Source organism: Plantactinospora sp. WMMB334, assembly GCF_049179095.1.
GTDB lineage: Bacteria > Actinomycetota > Actinomycetes > Mycobacteriales > Micromonosporaceae > Plantactinospora.
In genome coordinates, this window is record NZ_JBMHME010000002.1 from 5,078,368 (window position 1) to 5,097,351 (window position 18,984).

Sequence of the window (18,984 nt, forward strand, 5' to 3'; positions counted from 1 at the left end):
GCGAGGATACCAACCGACTTCGACATCCGGACGACGCCGAGCGGCCGATCCGGCACCGAGGATCGCCGCCCGGTCTCCGCCGGCAGTTCTGACACGCCCTCACTCCGCGCCCGGACGGTTCGCCATCCGGGACAGCCGGGACGGCCACCAGACCGCCGGTCCGATGTCGTAGGCCAGCGCCGGCACCAGCAGGGAGCGTACGACGATCGTGTCCAGCAGGACGCCGAGCGCCACCGCCAGGCCGAGTTCGATCAGGATCACCAGCGGCAGTACGCCGAGCGCCGAGAAGGTCGCCGCCAGCACGATGCCGGCCGAGGTGATCACGCCGCCGGTCACCACCAGCCCGCGCAGCACGCCGGAGCGGGTGCCCCGGCGGACGGACTCCTCGCGTACCCGGCTCATCAGAAAGATGTTGTAGTCGATGCCGAGCGCCACCAGGAAGACGAACGCGAAGAGTGGGAACGACGCGTCGACGCCGGGGAAACCGAAGGCGTACCGGAAGATCAGCGCGCAGAGCCCGAGAGTGGCCAGGAACGACAGCACGACCGTGACGATCAGCAGGATCGGCACGAGCAGCGCGCGGAGCAGCAGCGCCAGGATCACCGCGATCACGCCGAGGACGACCGGGATGATGACGTTCCGGTCCCGGGTGGAGGCGTCGGAGGTGTCCAGGCCGATCGCCGTCGGCCCGCCCACCACCGCGTCGGCGTCGGGCACGGCGTGTACGGCGACGCGCAGGTCGCGTACCGTCTGCTCCGCCTCGCGGCTGTCGGCCGGCGCCATCAGGGTGGCCTGGAGTTCGACCCGGCCGTCGACCACCTTCGGCGGGCCGGCGGGCGTGCCCGGTGAGCCCGCGCCCGGGGCACCCGGGGACGGTCCCGGGCCAGCGCCGCCGGATGGGCCGCCGGAGCCGGTCGCGTTGGGGTCGTCCGCCGGCACCGTACGCACCTCGGCCACCCCGGGCACCGACCGGGCCGCCTCCACCACCCGGTCGGCGGCCCCGGCGAACGCGAAAATGGTGGCAGGGCTCCCCATCCCGCCGGGGTAGTGCCGGTCGATCACCTCCTGGGCCATCACCGAGTCGGTCCGGTTGGTGAAGAGCTCGGACTGGCTGAGCCGGGTGTCGCCGAGCTGGGTCAGGCCGAAGCCGAGCGCGATCAGGACGAGCGTGGTGACCACCCAGACGAGCCGGGCATGGCGGGCGATGACGTGGGCGACCGGTTTCCAGAGCCGGCCGACCGAGGCGGCATGCTCGACGTACGGCGACCGGGGCCAGAACGCCCACCGCCCACCGAGCAGCAGCAGCGCCGGCAGGAAGGTCAGCATCACCACCAGGGTGGCCCCGATGCCGACCGCGGCGACCGGCCCCAGGGCCTGGTTGGAGCTGAGACTGGAGAGCAGCAGGCAGAGTAGGCCGGCGATGACGGTACCGCCGGAGGCGAAGATGGCCGGGGCGGCGCCCCGCCAGGCGGCGAGCATCGCCTCGACGGTCTCCGGATGTCGGCACAGCTCCTCGCGGTAGCGGGCGATCAGCAGCAGGGCGTAGTCGGTGCCGGCGCCGAAGACCAGCACGGTGAGGATGCCCTGCGCCTGCCCGTTCAGGGTGATGACGTCCGAGCTGGCCAGGAAGTAGACGGCCAGGGCGGCGAGCGCGTACGACAGGCCGGCGGCGAGCAGCGGGATGACCCAGAGCACCGGGCTCCGGTAGACCACGAGCAGGATCACGAGGACGACGCCGAGGGTGACCAGCAGCAGCGGACCGTCGATCGACGAGAAGACCTCGATCAGGTCACCGAGCAGTCCGGCCGGGCCGCCGACCACGACCACCTGGCCGGGGTCGCTGCCGTGCCCGGCGATCTGGCGCAGTTCGCGTACCACCTCGCGGGTCCGGTCACCCGCGGCGTTGTCCACCGGCACGATCAGCTGGAGCGCCCTGCCGTCCGTGCTCGGTATCGGCGGCGGCAGCGGCGCGACCACGCCCGGGACGGTGGCGAACCGGGCCGCGTCCGCGGCTGCCTGTTGCCGGTCGGCGTCGGTGATCCCGCTCTCCCGGGCGTAGACGACGAACGCCGGGAGTGTTTCCCGCTCGGCGAACCCGGCGGCGAGTCGCTGCGCCCGGGTGGCCTCGGCGTCCGCCGGCAGGAACGCGGCGTTGTCGTTGGTGGCGACCTCGCCGAGCCGGCCCGGGTAGCGCGTCGCCACCGCGCCCACCGCCAGCCAGCCGACGACGAGCACGGCGGCGAGCAGCAGGGCGGTACGGCGCCGCGATCCAGCCATCTCCCACCCCGCCCGGTCCCCGCCACGTTGCGACGGCCCGGCCGGCGGCAGCGCTGCTGCTCCGCCCCGTGGTCGGGCCCAGATATGACGATGCCCGCCAGCGGGGCCGGCGGGCGGGATGTTGGGAAAGCTCCCCCGTTTGGACTCGAACCAAAAACCTGCCGGTTAACAGCCGGCTGCTCTGCCAATTGAGCTACGGGGGATCGCTCGGTCGGCGCTGGATCTCTCCGGCGCCGTGCGACGGGACAAGAGTACAGGACAGTGCGGGGTGGTGGGCTACCGGGTTATCGGCGTCGACGGCGCAGCAGATATCGGGCAAAACGACACGAGGGCCGGTACCAGGCATGACATCGAGAGAGGATGGGTAGGGACCTGAGGAACAGACGACGCAGGCGCGACACGGTCGCCCACCGGTGACGCCCGGGGGCCCTGACCGCGTCAGAATACGGAGAGGAGCCGTCATGCGCGGAAAGCTGTGGTTCGTCGGCGGGCTGGCTGTGGGCTTCGTCCTGGGCGCCCGCGCGGGCCGGGACAAGTACGAGGAGCTGGTCGTCAAGGGTCGCAAGGTCCTCGACCACCCGACGGTGCAGGAGGCCGCCGGGGTTGCGCAGGCTCAGGCGTCCCGGCTGTACACCGAGGGCAAGGACCGGCTCAGCCACACCCGGCTGGGCGAGAAGCTCAGCACGACGGGCACCGGAGGCCCGGCCGAGCTGGGCGGCACCGACAGCGACAGCCGCACGGACGCGACCGTCGGATCGACGGGGACGAAGACCTCGTCGGGTACGAAGGCACCGGCGGCACCCGCCTCGCGGGCGGCGTCGACGCCCGGCGCCAACGGCACCACGTTCTGAGCGGATGCCCCGGACCGCGTGATCGGTGCGGGGCACCGCACCACACGATCGGTGCGGGGTCGACCCTTGACGGGGCCGATTCCGCACCGATCGTGTGTCAGCGTCCCGCGCTACCAGCCGGCGGCGGTCGTCACTCCCTGCTGCTGAAGGCGGCGTCGAAGGCGGCGCTCGGCGCGTCGAAGGCGAGCTTCCGGACGAACTGGAGCGCCTCGGGAGCCCCGACCAGCCGGTCCATCCCGGCGTCCTCCCACTCGATCGAGATCGGCCCGTCGTAGCCGATCGCGTTCAACGCCCGGAACGAGTCCTCCCACGGCACGTCGCCGTGACCGGTCGAGACGAAGTCCCAACCCCGGCGCAGGTCGGCCCAGGGCAGGTGGGAGGCGAGCCGGCCCCGCCGCCCGTCCCCGGTGCGCACCTTGGCGTCCTTGCAGTCGACGTGGTAGATCCGGTCGGCGAAGTCGAAGATGAAGTTGACCGGGTCGAGCTCCTGCCAGACGAAGTGCGACGGGTCCCAGTTCAGCCCGAACGCCGGCCGGTGGCCGATCGCCTCCAGGGTCCGCCGGGTGGTCCAGTAGTCGTACGCGATCTCGCTCGGGTGCACCTCGTGCGCGAACCGCACCCCCACCTCGTCGAAGACGTCGAGGATCGGGTTCCACCGGTCGGCGAAGTCCTGGTAGCCCCGCTCGATCATCGCCGGCGGGACCGGCGGGAACATCGCCAGGGTGTGCCAGATCGACGAGCCGGTGAAGCCGACGACGGTCCTGACGCCGAGCTTCGCCGCCGCCCGCGCGGTGTCCCTGATCTCCTCGGCGGCCCGCTGCCGGACCCCCTCCGGCTCCCCGTCGCCCCAGATCCGGGCCGGCAGGATGTCCTGGTGCCGCTCGTCGATCGGGTGGTCGCAGACCGCCTGCCCCACCAGGTGGTTGGAGATCGTCCAGACCTTGAGGTTGTATTTGGCCAACGTCTCCCGCTTGCGGTCGACGTACGAGTCGTCGGCGAGCGCCTTGTCGACCTCGAAGTGATCGCCCCAGCAGGCGATCTCCAGCCCGTCGTAGCCCCACTCGGAGGCGAGCCGGCACACCTCCTCGAACGGTAGGTCGGCCCACTGGCCGGTGAAGAGCGTGATGGGTCGCGCCATGGTCTTTCTCCCTGTCGGTCACACGCGGGATTCGCGGCTGCGCCGGGCACGGCGCCGGATGGACCGGGGCGAGGGTGACCGTCCGGGACGGGTGGCGGGGAACCCCCCCGGCGAGCTGGTCGGCGTGTGCGTCAGGCGCACCCGAGCCGGGCGGGTTGCGCCTCCCGCCTGGTCGCCGGCCATCACCGAGGATCGCCACGACCACTCTAGGCCGTGCCGGCCCGCCCAAGGAAGCCCCGGCCCAAGGAGGCCCCGGACCCCGGCTCAAGGAGGCCCCGGCCCCCGGCTCAAGGAGGCCCCGGCCCCCGCCCCGGCGGATCCGAGCGGATTCGCCGGGGCGGGGCGGGAGACGGGCGGCCCGACGCGTTGGCTCGGGACCGGGCCGCCCGTCTCCTCGACGGCGGATGGCGGGCGTCGCGCTGGGCGGGTGGTGGGGATGGCGCGCCGACCCGCTACCCACGCGTCTCAGGGGCGGGGTCCACGTCCCGGCAGGGTCCGCCTCCGGCCGGTCACGGCAGGGTCCACCTCTGGTTCGCGGCACCGGCGATGCACTCCCACAGGTGCACGTCCTGACCGTCCGCCGAACTGTTGTTCGACACGTCCAGGCACTTGCCGGAGGAGGCGTTGCGCAGGGTGCCGTCCGACTGGGCGGCCCAGTTCTGCGCCCCGCTGGAGTTGCAGGTCCAGAGCTGGATCTTGGTGCCGTTCGCCGTACCCGAGCCGGAGACGTCCAGGCATTTGCCGAGGGCACGCAGCGTCTGGCCGTTGCGCGTCCAGGTCTGCCGGGCCGAGCCGGTGACGCAGGTGTTGATCTGTGCCTGCGTACCGTCGGCCGTGCCGCCACCGTCGATCTCCAGGCACTTGCCGGCGAGCCCGACCACCGGCCCGGTCCCCGAGCCACCGCCGCCCGAGCGGACCAGGGTGAACTCGTCGACGTCGTAGAGCCCGGTGCCGGAGCCGGCGACGGTGAGATAGATGTTCTGGCTGCCGCCCGGCACTCCGGAGAGCCCCGTACTCACCTCGGCGAAGCTCTCCCAGCCGCCGGTGTTCGGCACCGCCACCGAGCCGAGCACGGTGCCGGTCGGCGAGCCGGTGCGGAGCTGGAGGGTGCCGCCGGCGCCGCCGGAGACGACCCGGGCCCGCAACGAGGTGACCCCGGTCAGGTTCTGCCCGTGGTACGCGGCCCAGTCACCCGGGTCGAGGTAGCCGATCGTCGAGCCGCCGTTGGCGCCGGCCTTGCCGACCACCTGGACCCCGCTCTGCGCGTTGAACGCCTCGGCCTGGATGGTGGTGTTGGTGCCCGGGTCCGGGCCGGGGCCGCCGCCGAGTTCCTTGATCCGGATGTTCCGGAACGAGACGTCGTCGCCGGTGCCGTGGTTCTGGATCCCGATGTGCCCGGCCAGCGACCGCACCGGGTTGGTGTTGGTGAAGTCGTTGATCAGCACACCGTTGAGGTAGACGCGCAGCCGCTCCCCCTCGACCAGTAGCTCGTAGTTGTTCCACTCCCCCGGCGGGTTCAGCGCGGCGTCCCGGGCCGCGATGTCGGCGGACTTGAAGGTGTAGACCGCGCCGGTGGTCCGGTCGGCCGCGTCGGTGGCGTCGATCTGGATCTCGTAGCCGTTGTCCACCGCCGACCACGGGTCGCTCGACGGCGGGAAGCCGATGAAGACGCCCGAGTTGTCGTCGCCGGCCATCCGCCAGTCCAGCTTCAGCGAGTACGAGGTGAACTGCCTGGCGCTGTACCAGTAGAGCCCCATCCCGCCGACCGAGGTGAGCGTCGCGTCGGAGTTGGTGAAGTTGCCCGGCCCGGCCTGGGACCAGCCGCTGGTCGAGCCGTTGTAGAGGGTGGTGTAGCCGGTCTCGGGCCGGCAGTCGGCCTTGCTGCGGCCGGCCGCGTACCGGATGCCGCCGAGCAGGTGTGCCCGGAACGCCGGCTCCGCGTACGACGCCTGCGTGTGCCCGCCGCCGGTGTAGAAGGAGCGGCCGCCCTCGTACGCCTTGCACCAGGCGTGCGGGTGGTCCGCGCCCATCCCGCCGCCCGAGTACGACGACTCGTCCAGGGTCGCCAGCACCCGCGCGCTGGACCGGACGTTGGTGCGGTAGTTGTACCACTCGTCGGTGCGGGTCCAGGTCTGCGGCAGGTGCGCCGTCGCCGCGTGACCCCGGTGCTCCACCTTGACGTTGGCCTGCTGGATCGCCGGGTGCGAGTCGAAGTACGCGCCGACCAGGTTGCCGTAGAACGGCCATTCGTACTCGGTGTCGGCGGCGGCGTGCACCCCGACATAGCCCCGTCCGCTGCGGATGTAGGACTCGAAGGCGCTCTGCTGGCTGGCGTTGAGCACGTCGCCGGTGGTGTTGAGGAAGACCACCGCCTCGTACTGGCCGAGGTTGCCGGTGGTGAACTGGGCCGCGTCCTCGGTGGCGGTCACGGTGAAGTTGTTCGCCGCGCCGAGGTCGCGGATCGCCTGGGTGCCGACCGCGATCGAGTCGTGCCGGAACCCGGCGGTCTTGGAGAAGACCAGTACGTCGTAGGGGGCGTCGGCGGCGCTGGCCGGGCCGGCCGGCACCGTGGTGCAGGCCAACGCGGTCAGCGCGGCGGTGACGATCCCGAGCACGGAGCGCACCGCCTTCCGGTCACTCCGGTGGGACAGTCTGTCGGTCATCGTCGCTCTCCTTGTGAGGGCGGTTAGGAGGGGGCCCTTTATCTACAAAATGCGATAAGCGGGGGCCCTTCCTTTCACGTCAGGGCAGGGTCCACTTTTGGTTGGCGGCGGTGGAGATGCATTCCCAGAGGTGGACGTCCTGGCCGTCGGCGGAGCTGTTGTTGGAGACGTCCAGGCACTTGGCGGAGGCCGGGTTGCGGAGGCTGCCGTCGGGTTGCGGGGCCCAGTTCTGGGCGCCGGTGCCGTTGCAGGTCCAGAGCTGGATCTTGGTGCCGTTGGCGGTGCCGGCACCGGAGATGTCCAGGCACTTGCCGAGGGCGCGCAGCGTCTGGCCGTTGCGCGTCCAGGTCTGCCGGGCCGAGCCGGCGACGCAGGTGTTGATCTGCGCCTGGCTGCCGTCGGCGGTGTTGCCGCCGTCGATCTCCAGGCACTTACCGGCGAGGCCGACGATCGGGCCGGTGCCATCCCCGCCGCCGCTGCCGGTGTTGACGGTGAAGGCGTCGAGGTCGTAGAGGGCGCCGGTGCCGGAGCCGGCGAAGGTCAGGTAGAGCGTGGTGGTGCCGGCCGGCGGGTTGGCGATGCTGCCGGTGACGGTGGTGAAGGTGTCCCAGCCGCCGGTGACCGGCACGGTGGCGCTGCCGAGCACGGTGCCGGTGGCCGAGCCGGCCCGGAGTTGGAGGGTGCCGCCGGAGCCGGCCGACGAGACCCGGGCGGTGAACCCGGTCGCGTTGTTCAGCCGGTACGGGGTGAAGGCGATCCAGTCACCGTTGTTGATGTCGCCGACCGTCTGGCCGCCCTCGGCGGCGGTCTTGGAGAACTTGTTGACCCCGGAGGAGGTCTCGTAGTGCTCGGCCTGCCGGTGTCGCGGCACCAGCTCGTGCTGGGTGTGCGTGGTCAGCCCGCCCCGGTCGGTGTACTCGGCGTCGAAGATCGGGAAGATGTTCGCCGCGTCGTCGTGCTCGCCGTCGACCGGGATGGTGATGGTGCCGGAGCAGCCGGTGGCCGAGGTGATCTGGTGGCCGTGGCTGTCGTGGCCGAGGACGTAGGTCATCTTGACCCGCGAGCAGTCGATGCTGCCGTCCTCCGGGTCGCTGACGGTGATCGAGAACGGCACGGCGTCGCCGAAGGAGACGAGCTGGCCGTTGGCCGGGGCGGTGATGGTCACCGTCGGCGCGGTGTTGCCGACCCCGACGGTGACGCTGGCGGTGCCGGTGGCGCCGGCCGGGTCGCGTACGGTGAGCGTCGCCGTGTAGGTGCCGTTCGCGGTGTACGTCTTCGTCGGGTTCGCCGCCGTCGACGTGGTGCCGTCGCCGAACGCCCAGGAGTAGGTCAGGGCTCCGCCGTCGGGGTCGGCGGAGCCGGCCGAGGAGAAGCTGACGGTCAGCGGCGCCGTCCCGGATGTCGGGTTGGCGCTGGCCACCGCGATCGGGGCCCGGTTGCCGCCGGCCACGTAGTCGAAGCGGTAGAGCGCCGAGTTGGCGTCCCCGTTGAAGTAGCCGGTGCCGTAGTCGAGCACGTAGTAGGAGCCGTCCGGCCCGAACGCCGAGTCCATCACCTGCTTGCCGACCCAGGGGAAGGTGTCGATGGTGCCCGGGGAGCCGTCGGCGTTGACGTGGATCGGCTTGATCCAGCCCCGGCCGAACTCGGTGGCGAAGAACTGGCCGTCGAAGGACTGCGGGAACTTGGTGGCCGACGGGTTCGACGCGCTGTAGCGGTAGACCGGGCCGGCCATCGGGGACTCCGAGCCGCCGCCGAACTCGGGCGGGGTGCCGGCGTCACCGGCGTACCGGATCCAGGCCGGGCGGGCCGCCGGCAGGGTGCCCTGGCCGGTGTTCCGGAACGAGTTGTTGGTCGGCCCGCCGGCGCAGTTGTATTTCGCCCCGCTCGGCCCGTCCGGGAAGGTCCACTCGTTGTACGTCTCGCTGCTGGTGTTCGTCCCGGTGCAGTACGGCCAGCCGTAGTTGCCGGGCGAGGTGATCCGGTTGAACTCGACCTGCCCGCTCGGGCCCCGGTTGGGGTTGGTGGAGCCGGCGTCCGGGCCGTAGTCACCGACGTAGACGTGCCCCGTGGCCTTGTCGACGCTCATCCGGAACGGGTTCCGGAAGCCCATCGCGTAGATTTCGGGGCGGGTGTTCGCGGTGCCCGGCGCGAAGAGGTTCCCGCTCGGGATCGAGTACGTCCCGTTCGCGTTCACCTTGATCCGCAGGATCTTGCCGCGCAGGTCGTTGGTGTTGCCGGCGGAGCGCTGCGCGTCGTACGCCGGGTAGCGGTTGGTCCGCTCGTCGATCGGCGCGTAGCCGGCCGACTCGAACGGGTTGCTGTCATCTCCTGTGGAGAGATAGAGGTTGCCGGCGGCGTCGAAGTCGATGTCCCCGCCGACGTGGCAGCACATCCCCCGGTCCGCCGGCACGTCCAGCACGGTCACCTGGCTGGCGGTGTTGAGCGTGAAGTTGGCGTTGAGGGTGAACCGGGACAGCCGGTTGACCCCGGCGAAGGGTGCGAACTGCGCCGCCGTGCCGGTGGCGGGCGCGTCGCCGGACGGGGTGGAGAGCGGTGGTGCGTAGTAGAGGTAGATCTGCCGGTTGCTGGCGAAGTTGGGGTCGACGCCGACGCCCTGCAACCCCTCCTCGTCGTGGGTGTAGACCGGCAGTGTTCCGATCGTCGCCGTGTTGCCGGCGGCGTCGGTGCGGCGCAAGGTGCCGTTGCGGGCGGTGTGCAGGACCGAGCGGTCCGGCAGCACCGCGAGCGACATCGGCTCGCCCACCTCGGCGACGCCACGGGCCAGGGTCACCTGTTGGAAGTCGGCCGCGTTGATCGGGTGTGCCGCGGCCGGGGTGGCCGGCCCGAGCACCGCCGGCCCGAGCACCGCCGGTGTGGCGGTGGCGAGCAGCAGCAGTGCCGTGCCGGCCGCGCCGCGCCGCCGATCAGGCGCGCGTCGATAGTCTTGTCTGGACATACAGGGCCCTTCCCTCCTGACCATGACTGCCAGGCAGGGCGCGCCGCCGTCGCGCCAGATGCCGTAGCGGTGGGTTGCCGACCCGTGGTGCTGGTGGGCCGGTCGATGGGGTAACCGCGCCGCCGGTCACATCGACGAAACATTCATGTCTTGGCCACGACATTAAGTTCTTCAGTTAGATGTGTCCATACCTTCTGCCGGGCCATGTTGGACTTTTGTTCGCCCATGCCGAAAGTGACCTGGGTCGAGGAGATTCAGCCCGCTACGCCTGCCGGTCGACCGTCTCGGCCGCCAGGGAGGCGAGCATCTCGCCCGCCTCGCCGAGCAGCGGGGCGTCGGCCAGCGCCGCCAGGGAGGCGTCGACGCGTACCCTGATCATCTGCTCGATCCGGTCCAGCGCGCCGGTGCCGACGATGATCTCCCGCAGCTCCGCCGCGCCCTCCGGATCCAGCTCCGGATTGCCGAAGAGCGCCTTCAACCGCTGCGCCTGGGCCCGGTCCGCGCTCCCCCGGGCCAGCGCCATCATCACCGTCGGCTTCCCCTCGCGCAGGTCCTCCAGCACCGACTTGCCGGTCAGCGCCGGATCGCCGAAGACCCCGAGCACGTCGTCACGGAGCTGGAACGCGTCGCCCAGCGGGTCACCGAAGGCGGCGAGCGCGGTCAGCAACTCCGGCGGACCGGCCGCCAGCGCGGCACCGATCTGCAACGGCCGGGTCACGGTGTAGCGGGCGGCCTTCATCCGGATCACCGTCAGGGCGCTCGCCACCGACCCGTCCCCCACCCCGGAGACCAGGTCCAGGTACTGACCCGCGATCACCTCGGTGCGCATGGTGGCGAAGACGCCGTAGCCGCGGTGCACCTCCGCCGGGCCCAACCCGCACTCGTGGAACATCTGGTCCGCCCAGGCGGCACAGAGGTCGCCGCAGAGCAGCGCGGTGCTCCGCCCGTACGAGGCCGGGTCGCCGCGCCAGGCCGACCGGGCGTGCAGGTCGGCGAAGAGCCGGTGCACCGAGGGCTCGCCCCGGCGCCGGTCGCTGCCGTCCATGATGTCGTCGTGGATCAGCGCGAAGGCGTGGAAGAGTTCCAGCGCGGCGGCGGCGGCCACGATCGGCGTGCCGTCCGCGCCGCCGGCACCACGCCAGCCCCAGTAGCAGAAGAGCGGGCGCAGCCGTTTGCCGCCGGCCAGCACGAACCGGTGCAGGGTGGTGAAGACGCCCCGGGGCGCACCGTCGGGCCAGTTCGGATCCTGCCGGTCGAGGAAGGCGGCGAGCTGGGCGTCGAAGCGCTTCCGCAACGCGCTCAGGTCCACCTCCGGCACCGTGGCCGTCACGATCTCTCTCCAGGGGCGGCGGCGCCGGCGAGGCGGAGCAGCAGGTCCTTGACCTCGGTGGCGGCGTACCGGTCCCGGGCCACCGACGGATCCGAGCAGAGCAGCACCGGGCCGTCCGCCGGGTCGGCCGGCAGCCGGCCGTGCGAGCCGCGTACCGCCCGGGCGCCCGCGTCCAGCCCCACCACGCTCATCAGGTAGCGCATGCCGAGCTTCTTGCGGGCCAGCGCCACCGCCGCCCGACGCTTCGCCGCACCCGGCGCGGCCGGGTCGAAGAAGAGCTCCGCCGGGTCGTAGCCGGGCTTGCGGTGGATCTCCACCAGCCGGGCGAAGTCCGGGGCGCGGGCGTCGTCGAGCCAGTAGTAGTAGGTGAACCAGGCGTCCGCCTCGGCGACCAGCACCAGCTCACCGGCGCGCTCGTGGTCGAGCCCGTGCGCCGCCTTTCCCGCCTCGTCCAGCACCTCCGCCACCCCGGGCAGCCCGGCGCAGAGCTTCGCCACCGCCGGCACGTCGGCCGGGTCCCTGACGTAGACGTGCGCGATCTGGTGGTCGGCGACGGCGAAGGCCCGCGACGTCCACGGGTCCAGGTATTCCATCCCGTCCTGGGTGTGGACCCGGAGCAGCCCCTCGGCGCGGAGCAGCCGGTTCACGTCCACCGGCCGGCTCGCCTCGGTGATGCCGTACTCGGAGAGCACCACCACTGTCGCGTTCCGGGCGGCGGCCGCGTCCAGCAGCGGTCCGAGTACCGTGTCGAGCTCGGCCGCGGCCGCCACAGCCTGCGGCGCGGACGGGCCGAAGCGTTGCAGGTCGTAGTCGAGGTGCGGGACGTAGACCAGGGTCAGGTCCGGGTTCTTCTCCGCCATGATCTGCTCGGCGGCCCGGCAGATCCACCGCGACGACGGCAGCCCCGCGCCCGGCCCCCAGTAGGTGAAGAGCGGAAACCCGCCCAGCTTTCCGGTCAGCTCGTCGTGCAGCTCCGGCGGGTCGGTGTAGCAGTCCGGCTCCTTGCGCCCGTCGGCGTAGTAGATCGGCCGGGGCGTCACCGTCCAGTTCACGTCCGCGCCCATCGCGTACCACCAGCAGACGTTGGCGACGGTGTAGTCCGGCCGCTCCCGGCGGGCGGCCTGCCAGACCTTCTCCCCGCCCATCAGCGCGTGGTGCTGCCGCCAGAGGAGGACCTCGCCCAGGTCGCGAAAATACCAGCCGTTGCCGACGATGCCGTGCTCGGCCGGGAGCGCGCCGGTCAGCAGCGTCGCCTGCGCCGAGCAGGTCACCGCCGGCAGCACGGTGCCGAGTTCGGCCCGGCAGCCGGCGTCGGCCAGGGCGCGCAGCCGGGGCATGTGGGCGAGCAGTCGGGGGGTCAGCCCGACCACGTCGATCACGACAAGTGGATCAGCCATCGTGCCTCCTCGGCGCTGATGTGGATGCGGGGGCGGCCGGCCCGGCCGGCGGGGCGGAGACCCCGGTCAGGCCCAGCGCCACCAGCTCGTCGCGGGCGAAGGCGAGTTCGGCGGCGATCCCGCCGGCCAGCTCCGCGTCCGACTCCGGGCGCTGCGCGGCCGGCAGCACCCCCCAGGTGTACGTCTCGACGTCCAGGTGGTCGCAGCCCGCGACCGGCCCGGCGAACAACTCCCGCAGCGCCGACCGGAGCACCGGGACGGTGGACTCCAGCGGCGGCTCGGGCACGGCGTGCAGCGGCACGTGGTAGTGCACCCGCCAGGCGCCGGGCAGGCCGGCCGCGAGCGCCGCGTCCAGGTCGTCGGCGGCGTGCGCCGGGTCGGCCGGGTCGGCGGAGTGCGCACCCGCCTGGGCGCGGGTCTGGTGCAGGAAGCGCGGTTCGACGTACCGGCGCAGGGCCGGCGCGGCGGCGACCGGATCGGCGGCGGCCAGCGCGGCCGAGACCTGGACCTTCACCACCGGCAGCCCGGCGCCGCGCAGCCGGGCCAGCGCCGCCGCCGGCTCCTCCCAGGCGCAGGCGAGGTGGGCCAGGTCGAGGCAGACGCCGAGCCGGTCGCTGTCCACTTGGGACAGCGCGGCGACCGCCTGGCCGGTGGACTCGACCACGCAGCCTGGCTCCGGCTCTAAGCCGACCCGCACCGCCCGGCCGGTCTGCCAGGCGATCCGGGTCAGTCCCTCGGCCAGCTCGTCGAGCACCCGGGCCGCCCGGCGGGACCGCCGCTCGTCCCACGGCTCCCGCCAGGCCAGCGGCAGGGTCGAGACGGAGCCCCGCACGGCGTCGTCGGGGAGCAGGTCGACGAGCACGGTGGCCAGGTTGAGCGTGTAGACCAGCCGGTCCCGGGTGGTCCAGTCCGGCTGGTAGACCGCCTTCTTCACCACCGGCGCCTGGAAGGCCTGGTAGGGGAAGCCGTTCAGGGTGACGACCTCCAGCCCGCGCGCGGTCAGCTCGGCCCGGAACCGGCGCCGGGTCTGTGGGTCCGCGGCCAGCCCGGCCGCCACCGGCGCGGCCAGCCACAATCCCAACCCGAGTACGTCGGCGTCCAGCCGCTCCCGGATCCGCACCGCGTACGTGTCGAGCTGCGCCACCACCCCGGCCAGGTCCTCGGCCGGGTGCACGTTGGTGCAGTAGCTCAGGTGCACCAGCTGCCCGTCGGCGTGCCGCAGCCGCATCAGGCACCGCCCCGAAGGATCGAGTTCCCTTCGAAGGTGGCCGACCCGGGGGCCGTTCCGGCCTCCGCCGTCCCGCCGTCGGCCGGCGCGGCGCCGGTCAGGTCGAGGCGGCCGGACCGGCCGTAGAACTCCACCGGGTTGCGCCAGAGCACCCGGTCGACGTCGTCGTCGTCGAAGCCGGCGGCGAGCATCGCCTCGGCGGTGGCCCGGGTCAACAGCGGATCCGAGCGGCCCCAGTCGGCGGCCGAGTTCACCAGCATCCGCTCGGTGCCGTACGTCCGGAGCAGCTCCACCATCCGCGGCGGCGACATCTTCGTCTCCGGATAGATGGAGAAGCCGAGCCAACAGCCGGTCTCCCGGACCAGCGGCACGGTCACCTCGTTGAGGTGGTCGATCACCACCCGGCCGGGGTCGAGACCCGACTCGGCGATTACCGCGAGGCTCCGCTCGGTGCCCCGGGCCTTGTCCCGGTGCGGGGTGTGCACCAGCGCCGGCAACTCGTGCTCGACCGCCAGGGCGAGCTGGGCGGCGAAGACCTCGTCCTCCTCCGGCGTCATCGAGTCGTAGCCGACCTCGCCGACCGCCACCACACCGTCCTTGTCGAGATAGCGGGGCAGCAGCTCCAACACCTCCCGGCAGCGCGGGTCGTTCGCCTCCTTCGGGTTCAGCGCGACGGTGGCGTGGTGCCGGATCCCGAACTGGCTGGCCCGGAAGGGCTCCCAGCCGACCAGCGAGTCGAAGTAGTCGAGGAAGGAGGCGGCGCTGGTGCGGGGCTGGCCGAGCCAGAACGCCGGCTCCACCAGGGCGCGTACCCCGGCGGCGGCCATCCGCTCGTAGTCGTCGGTGGTCCGCGAGGTCATGTGGATGTGCGGGTCGAAGATCCTCATCACGCCTCCTCGGTGCCGCCGGACCGGGTCGGGGTCCCCGACCGGTGCGGCGCGCTCAGTCGGTCCAGCAACGCGGTCGCGTCGGCCGGCATCTCCCGGCCGGCCGCCCGGCGCTCCTCGGCGAACCGGGTCAGCATGGCGGCCAGTTCGGCGTCGGCCCGCTCGTCGAGCCGGTGCACGGCGGCCAGCGGGATCCCGGCGAAGACGCACTTGAGCACCGCCTGCCGCCAGGCGGCCTGGTCGAGCCGGTCGGCGTACGGGCCGAGGGCGGCGGCGACCAGCCGGGTGTCGTTGGTCCGGATCGCGTCGTGCAGCAGCGGGACACCGGCGTCGCCGACCGGCAGCAGCGGCAGCGCCCGGAGCACCGCCCGCTTCTCGGCGGCGTCGCCGTGCCGGTAGCAGTCCCCGATCCGGCCCGGCAGCTCGGCCGGGGGCAGCGCGGCCAGCAGCAGCACCCGGGCCGCGTCGTCGGCCGTCCACTCCGGCAGCTCGGGCAGGGGTGCCCGGCCGCACCTGCGGCCGGCGGAGGCGAGGAACCGGCCGATGCTGGCCGGCTCGGTCCCGATCCGGCGTACCGCCTCGGCCAGCCAGCCCCGGTCGGGCAACCCGTGCCCGTCGGCCGCCCCGGCCCGGTCGGGGAGTCGTCCGTCCGGCGCGGCGAGCAGCGCGGCCCGCAGTCGCGCCAGCTCCAGTTCAGGTTCTGGTTCCGGTTCCATCGGTCCTCCCCAGGCATCGTCCGGTGTGGATGGGTGGTCGCGGTCCCCCCGTCGTCCTCGTCGGTCAGGTCACGCTCGCGGCGCGGAGAAAGTCGATCGAGTGCGCCGCCACCGAGGGTGCCGCGTGCGAGTGCCGGGGCAGCTCGACCGCGACCAGCCCGGCGTAGCCGGCCTCGGCCAGCGCCCGGAGTACCGGCGGGAAGTCGATCTCGCCGGTGCCGAACTCCAGGTGCTCGTGCACGCCCCGCCGCATGTCGTCGATCTGCACGTTCACCAGGTGCCCGGCGACCTCGGCGACGCACTCCGGCACCGGCCGGGGCTCCAGGCAGCGACAGTGTCCGATGTCGAGGGTGATGCCGAAGCCCGGCGGGGCGCCGAGCGCGTCCCGCAGCCGCCACCAGTCGGCGATCTCGGCGACCAGCATGCCCGGCTCCGGTTCGAAGCCGAGCACCACCCCGGCCGCGTCGGCGGCCTCGACCAGTCCGGCGCAGCCGGCGACGAGCCGGTCCCAGGCGGTCGCCGGGTCGACCCCGGCCGGGCGTACCCCGGACCAGAAGGAGACCGCCTCGGCGCCCAGGTCGGCGCCGATCGCCACGGCCCGGCGCAGGAACTCGACCCGCAGCGCGCTGTCGTCGTGCAGCAGCGTCGGCGCGTGCTTGTGCCAGGGGTCGAGCAGATACCGGGCCCCGGTCTCGACCACCACCCCGAGGCCGTGCGCGGCGAGGCGCCGGCCGACCGCCGCCACCCGGGCCGCGAGGTCCGGGGCGAACGGATCCAGGTGCTCGTGGTCGAGGGTCAGCGCCACACCCTGGTAGCCGAGGTCGGCCAGCACCCGCAACGCGTCGTCGAGCCGGTGGTTGGCGAAGCCGTTGGTGCCGTACCCGAAACGCAGGCCGGGCCGGTCGGTGCCGGCGGCGGTCATGTCGGCGAGACCATTCGGGCGAGGCGCCGGCCGAGCGGGGCGGCGGCGGCCACCGCCACGCCGAGCAGCGCGGCGCCGGCCCGGGCCACCAGCGCACCCTGCAACGCGGGCAGGCCGGTGATGCCGGCGCCGACCGCGGCGCGGACCCGGGACGCCCGCGGGTCGGCCGCCACCCGGGCCTGCGCGCCGCCGTACTGCAGGCCGTACCAGCCGGCGAGCGCGGCCGGCACCAGGCTCCGCCAGCCGGGCCGCCGGCCCGGCCGATCGGCACCGTCACCGTCGCGGCGCCCGGCGACCGCGGCGGCGGCGACCGCCGCCGTACCGGCCAGGGTGGCCGCCGGCAGGGCGCGGGTCGCGCCGGAGACCTCCCGGCGGGAGAGCTCGGTGACCGTGTACGTGTGCGCGGCCACGGTCAGCGCCGCCGGCACCGCCCGCAGCGGCCGGCCCCCGCTGGCGCCCAGCAGCACGTCCAGCCCCCGGCAGGCGGCCATCACCGCCGGCCCGGCCGCGGTGTTCTTGGCCCGCAGGTCGTACGCCCAGATCGCCCCGGCCAGCGGCGCCGCCACGGCCAGCGCCCGGCGCCCGCCGGCCAGCCCGGCGAGCCCGAGCCCGGCGGCGGTGAGCCCGGCCGAGACACCGAGGGCGAGCCCCGGCGAGACCCGTCCACTCGGGATCGGCCGCTCCGGCCGCTCCCGCGCGTCGAGGTCCCGGTCCGCCCAGTCGTTCGCGGCCATCCCCGCCCAGTAGAGCAGCACCGACGCGCCCGCCAGCCCCGGCACCCGGCGGTCCAGCGCGTCGGCGGCGGCGGCCCCGGCCACCACGTCACCGGGCACGGAGAGCGCGGCGGGCGCCCGGACCAGCTCGGCCAGGTCACGCAGGGAGGGCATCGGTGGCTCCCGGGGTCGGCCCGCCGTCCAGGCTCCGGACGAAGGCGCGCAGCGTGGCCCACTGCTCGGCGAGGCCGTGCGGCACCTCGCCGAGCGGATCCTTGAAGAAGAACGCCAGCTCGGTCAGCGGCCCCGCCCGGCCGGCCCGGTGCGCGGCAGCGGTCAGCCGGGCCAGGTCCAGCACCAGCGGTGCGGCGAGCGAGGAGTCGCAGCCGTGCCAGCTGAACTCCATCCGCATCGGCGTGCCGAGGAAGCCGGAGAAGGTGACCAGGTCCCAGGCGGTCTTGAAGTCCCCGATGTCGTCGACGTACTCGATCCGGGTGGTGCCCTGCGGGACGTAGCCGAGGGTCTCGCCGAGCACCCGCTGCTTGCTGGCGGACTTGGCCGCGTTCGCCGCCGGCTCGGCCAGGTTGGCGCCGTCGCCGCCGCCGAGCAGGTTGGTGCCGGACCAGCTCCGGACCCGCAGGTTGCGCATCGCGAACATCGGGGCCAGCACCGACTTGACGAGCGTCTCGCCGGTCTTGCCGTCGTGCCCGGCGTACGGCACCCCGGCCCGGTCGGCCAGCGCCGCCAGGGCGGGCAGCCGGGCCCCGGTCGACGGGGTGAAGTCCACGAAGGAGCAGCCGGCGGTGAAGGCCGCGTACGCGTAGGCGGAGCTGGCCGGCAGCGGGCTGCCGGTGGCGAGCGCGGCGTCGAGCGCGCCGAGGTCGGCGTGCGCCGGGTGCGCGGCCGGGGCCGGCTCGGTCGAGGAGACGTTCACCACCACCACCCGGTCCAGCCGGTGGCGCTCGCGGAACCGGGTCAGGTCGGCGGCGACCGCCGCGACCACCGCCGCCTGCGGGCCGCCGGTCGGTGCCGGCCGCAGCTCGGCCTCGACCGTGCCGAGCTCCTCGGCGAGCGCCGCCACCAGCCGGGCGGGCAGCACACCCGCCTCCGCCAGCTCCTCGGCCTTCTTCACCAGTGGGGTCGTGGCCACGTCGTGGCCGCCGAAGACCAGGTCGGCGAGGGCGGGCAGGGCCGGGCTGTTCAGGGCCGGCACCTCGGTCACGCAGCCCGTCGGCTCGGCCAGCCCGGCGCGCAGGGCCAGCGCCCCGACCGTACTGGTCACCGCCACCGAACCACGCCCGCCAACCAGCCAGACACCCGTACGCATCAGTGCTCCTCCCTCCGGTGCCGGCGCGGCCCACGGCCGACCGGGGGTGTACGACACGAACCGCCCCCGTCCGGTCCGCACTCACCGAATTCGCCTATCGGGACATCCTGCCCCGCTTTCGATCAACCTGCCCCCGTTGGATAACCCGCCCGTGTGGGGTGAAGGGTGCCCCGCCCGCCCGACCGTCCCGGTGGAACATCCCGGTTGCGGCACCGGAGTCGGCGGCACCGGCACCGCTCGGGTCCGTGACCGTGCGGGCGGACGGGGCGTGGCAGGCAGGGCCGGTCGGCGTCGCGGTCCTGCCTCCCCCGATTGAGGCGACCGGGCGGCAAGGGTGCCGGCTCCGGTCGCGATCTCCCTGTGCAGTTGTGCCACGTGCAGTCGTGCCACGTGCAGTTGTGTCACCGCCGGTGGGGTTCCGGCGTCCGGCACGACCGGGGAATCCCGGTCCGGCCGCACCGGACGGCCGTGTCACCTCTCGTACGCGGCACGGCCGGAGCGGGGCTCCGGCGCGTACCCGTACCCCTTCCCGGACCGGCCTCCATCCGGCCGCGGGGCGCAACCGCGGCCGGACCCTCG

The 18,984-nt window shown here is 73.4% G+C and carries 13 protein-coding genes and 1 tRNA gene; 1 reads left to right on the top strand and 13 read right to left on the bottom strand.

The genetic code is table 11. The features are described 5' to 3' along the window. Positions 1-99: 99 nt before the first annotated feature. Both ACN27G_RS21625 and ACN27G_RS21630 read right to left on the bottom strand, forming a co-directional pair. Positions 100-2,277 carry an MMPL family transporter gene (locus ACN27G_RS21625; protein WP_421494595.1) on the bottom strand — a complete coding sequence of 726 codons (2,178 nt, stop codon included), beginning with the start codon at positions 2,275-2,277 and terminating at the stop codon, positions 100-102. Between the two features lie 130 nt (positions 2,278-2,407). Next, positions 2,408-2,480 (bottom strand) — tRNA-Asn (locus ACN27G_RS21630). A 258-nt stretch (positions 2,481-2,738) separates the two neighbouring features. Between ACN27G_RS21630 and ACN27G_RS21635 the strand changes: the two genes are divergently transcribed. Next, the gene (locus ACN27G_RS21635; protein ID WP_421494596.1) at positions 2,739-3,128 is read left to right on the top strand and encodes a hypothetical protein; all 390 of its coding nucleotides are present in this window, start codon (positions 2,739-2,741) and stop codon (positions 3,126-3,128) included. 130 nt (positions 3,129-3,258) lie between these two features. Here ACN27G_RS21635 and ACN27G_RS21640 read toward each other — a convergent pair whose 3' ends face one another. The 11 genes from ACN27G_RS21640 to ACN27G_RS21690 form a co-directional block, all read right to left on the bottom strand. After that, a complete protein-coding gene (locus ACN27G_RS21640; RefSeq protein WP_421494597.1) occupies positions 3,259-4,266 on the bottom strand; it encodes a sugar phosphate isomerase/epimerase family protein in 1,008 nt (335 codons plus the stop codon). Between the two features lie 509 nt (positions 4,267-4,775). Then, complete coding sequence (locus ACN27G_RS21645) at positions 4,776-6,929, bottom strand: ThuA domain-containing protein (RefSeq protein WP_421494598.1); 2,154 nt, start codon at positions 6,927-6,929, stop codon at positions 4,776-4,778. Positions 6,930-7,008: 79 nt separating this feature from the next. Further along, complete coding sequence (locus ACN27G_RS21650; RefSeq protein ID WP_421494599.1) at positions 7,009-9,885, bottom strand: PQQ-dependent sugar dehydrogenase; 2,877 nt, start codon at positions 9,883-9,885, stop codon at positions 7,009-7,011. Positions 9,886-10,147: 262 nt separating this feature from the next. After that, on the bottom strand, positions 10,148-11,215 hold the full coding sequence (locus ACN27G_RS21655) for a polyprenyl synthetase family protein (RefSeq protein ID WP_421494600.1): 1,068 nt from the start codon (positions 11,213-11,215) through the stop codon (positions 10,148-10,150). Continuing rightward, positions 11,212-12,612, bottom strand: coding sequence for an alkaline phosphatase family protein (locus ACN27G_RS21660; protein WP_421494601.1), 1,401 nt, complete (start codon positions 12,610-12,612; stop codon positions 11,212-11,214). Before ACN27G_RS21660 ends, ACN27G_RS21655 begins: the two co-directional genes overlap by 4 nt. Then, complete coding sequence (gene eboE / locus ACN27G_RS21665; protein WP_421494602.1) at positions 12,605-13,840, bottom strand: metabolite traffic protein EboE; 1,236 nt, start codon at positions 13,838-13,840, stop codon at positions 12,605-12,607. Before eboE ends, ACN27G_RS21660 begins: the two co-directional genes overlap by 8 nt. Then, on the bottom strand, positions 13,840-14,727 hold the full coding sequence (locus ACN27G_RS21670; protein WP_421494603.1) for a TatD family hydrolase: 888 nt from the start codon (positions 14,725-14,727) through the stop codon (positions 13,840-13,842). Before ACN27G_RS21670 ends, eboE begins: the two co-directional genes overlap by 1 nt. Continuing rightward, positions 14,727-15,443, bottom strand: coding sequence for an EboA domain-containing protein (locus ACN27G_RS21675; RefSeq protein WP_421494604.1), 717 nt, complete (start codon positions 15,441-15,443; stop codon positions 14,727-14,729). Before ACN27G_RS21675 ends, ACN27G_RS21670 begins: the two co-directional genes overlap by 1 nt. Positions 15,444-15,507: 64 nt before the next feature. Then, positions 15,508-16,365 carry a sugar phosphate isomerase/epimerase family protein gene (locus ACN27G_RS21680; RefSeq protein ID WP_421494605.1) on the bottom strand — a complete coding sequence of 286 codons (858 nt, stop codon included), beginning with the start codon at positions 16,363-16,365 and terminating at the stop codon, positions 15,508-15,510. Beyond that, positions 16,362-17,252, bottom strand: a complete 891-nt coding sequence (locus tag ACN27G_RS21685; RefSeq protein WP_421494606.1) for an SCO3242 family prenyltransferase — start codon at positions 17,250-17,252, stop codon at positions 16,362-16,364. Before ACN27G_RS21685 ends, ACN27G_RS21680 begins: the two co-directional genes overlap by 4 nt. Beyond that, positions 17,236-18,405 carry an inositol-3-phosphate synthase gene (locus tag ACN27G_RS21690; RefSeq protein ID WP_421494607.1) on the bottom strand — a complete coding sequence of 390 codons (1,170 nt, stop codon included), beginning with the start codon at positions 18,403-18,405 and terminating at the stop codon, positions 17,236-17,238. Before ACN27G_RS21690 ends, ACN27G_RS21685 begins: the two co-directional genes overlap by 17 nt. Positions 18,406-18,984 lie beyond the last annotated feature (579 nt).

Coding starts and splice junctions, on each gene's coding strand:
- ACN27G_RS21670 (WP_421494603.1), bottom strand. CDS start 14,727: ATGAGGATCTTCGACCCGCACATCCACATGACCTCGCGGACCACCGAC.
- eboE (WP_421494602.1), bottom strand. CDS start 13,840: ATGCGGCTGCGGCACGCCGACGGGCAGCTGGTGCACCTGAGCTACTGC.
- ACN27G_RS21650 (WP_421494599.1), bottom strand. CDS start 9,885: ATGTCCAGACAAGACTATCGACGCGCGCCTGATCGGCGGCGCGGCGCG.
- ACN27G_RS21640 (WP_421494597.1), bottom strand. CDS start 4,266: ATGGCGCGACCCATCACGCTCTTCACCGGCCAGTGGGCCGACCTACCG.
- ACN27G_RS21680 (WP_421494605.1), bottom strand. CDS start 16,365: ATGACCGCCGCCGGCACCGACCGGCCCGGCCTGCGTTTCGGGTACGGC.
- ACN27G_RS21690 (WP_421494607.1), bottom strand. CDS start 18,405: ATGCGTACGGGTGTCTGGCTGGTTGGCGGGCGTGGTTCGGTGGCGGTG.
- ACN27G_RS21635 (WP_421494596.1), top strand. CDS start 2,739: ATGCGCGGAAAGCTGTGGTTCGTCGGCGGGCTGGCTGTGGGCTTCGTC.
- ACN27G_RS21645 (WP_421494598.1), bottom strand. CDS start 6,929: ATGACCGACAGACTGTCCCACCGGAGTGACCGGAAGGCGGTGCGCTCC.
- ACN27G_RS21625 (WP_421494595.1), bottom strand. CDS start 2,277: ATGGCTGGATCGCGGCGCCGTACCGCCCTGCTGCTCGCCGCCGTGCTC.
- ACN27G_RS21685 (WP_421494606.1), bottom strand. CDS start 17,252: ATGCCCTCCCTGCGTGACCTGGCCGAGCTGGTCCGGGCGCCCGCCGCG.
- ACN27G_RS21660 (WP_421494601.1), bottom strand. CDS start 12,612: ATGGCTGATCCACTTGTCGTGATCGACGTGGTCGGGCTGACCCCCCGA.
- ACN27G_RS21675 (WP_421494604.1), bottom strand. CDS start 15,443: ATGGAACCGGAACCAGAACCTGAACTGGAGCTGGCGCGACTGCGGGCC.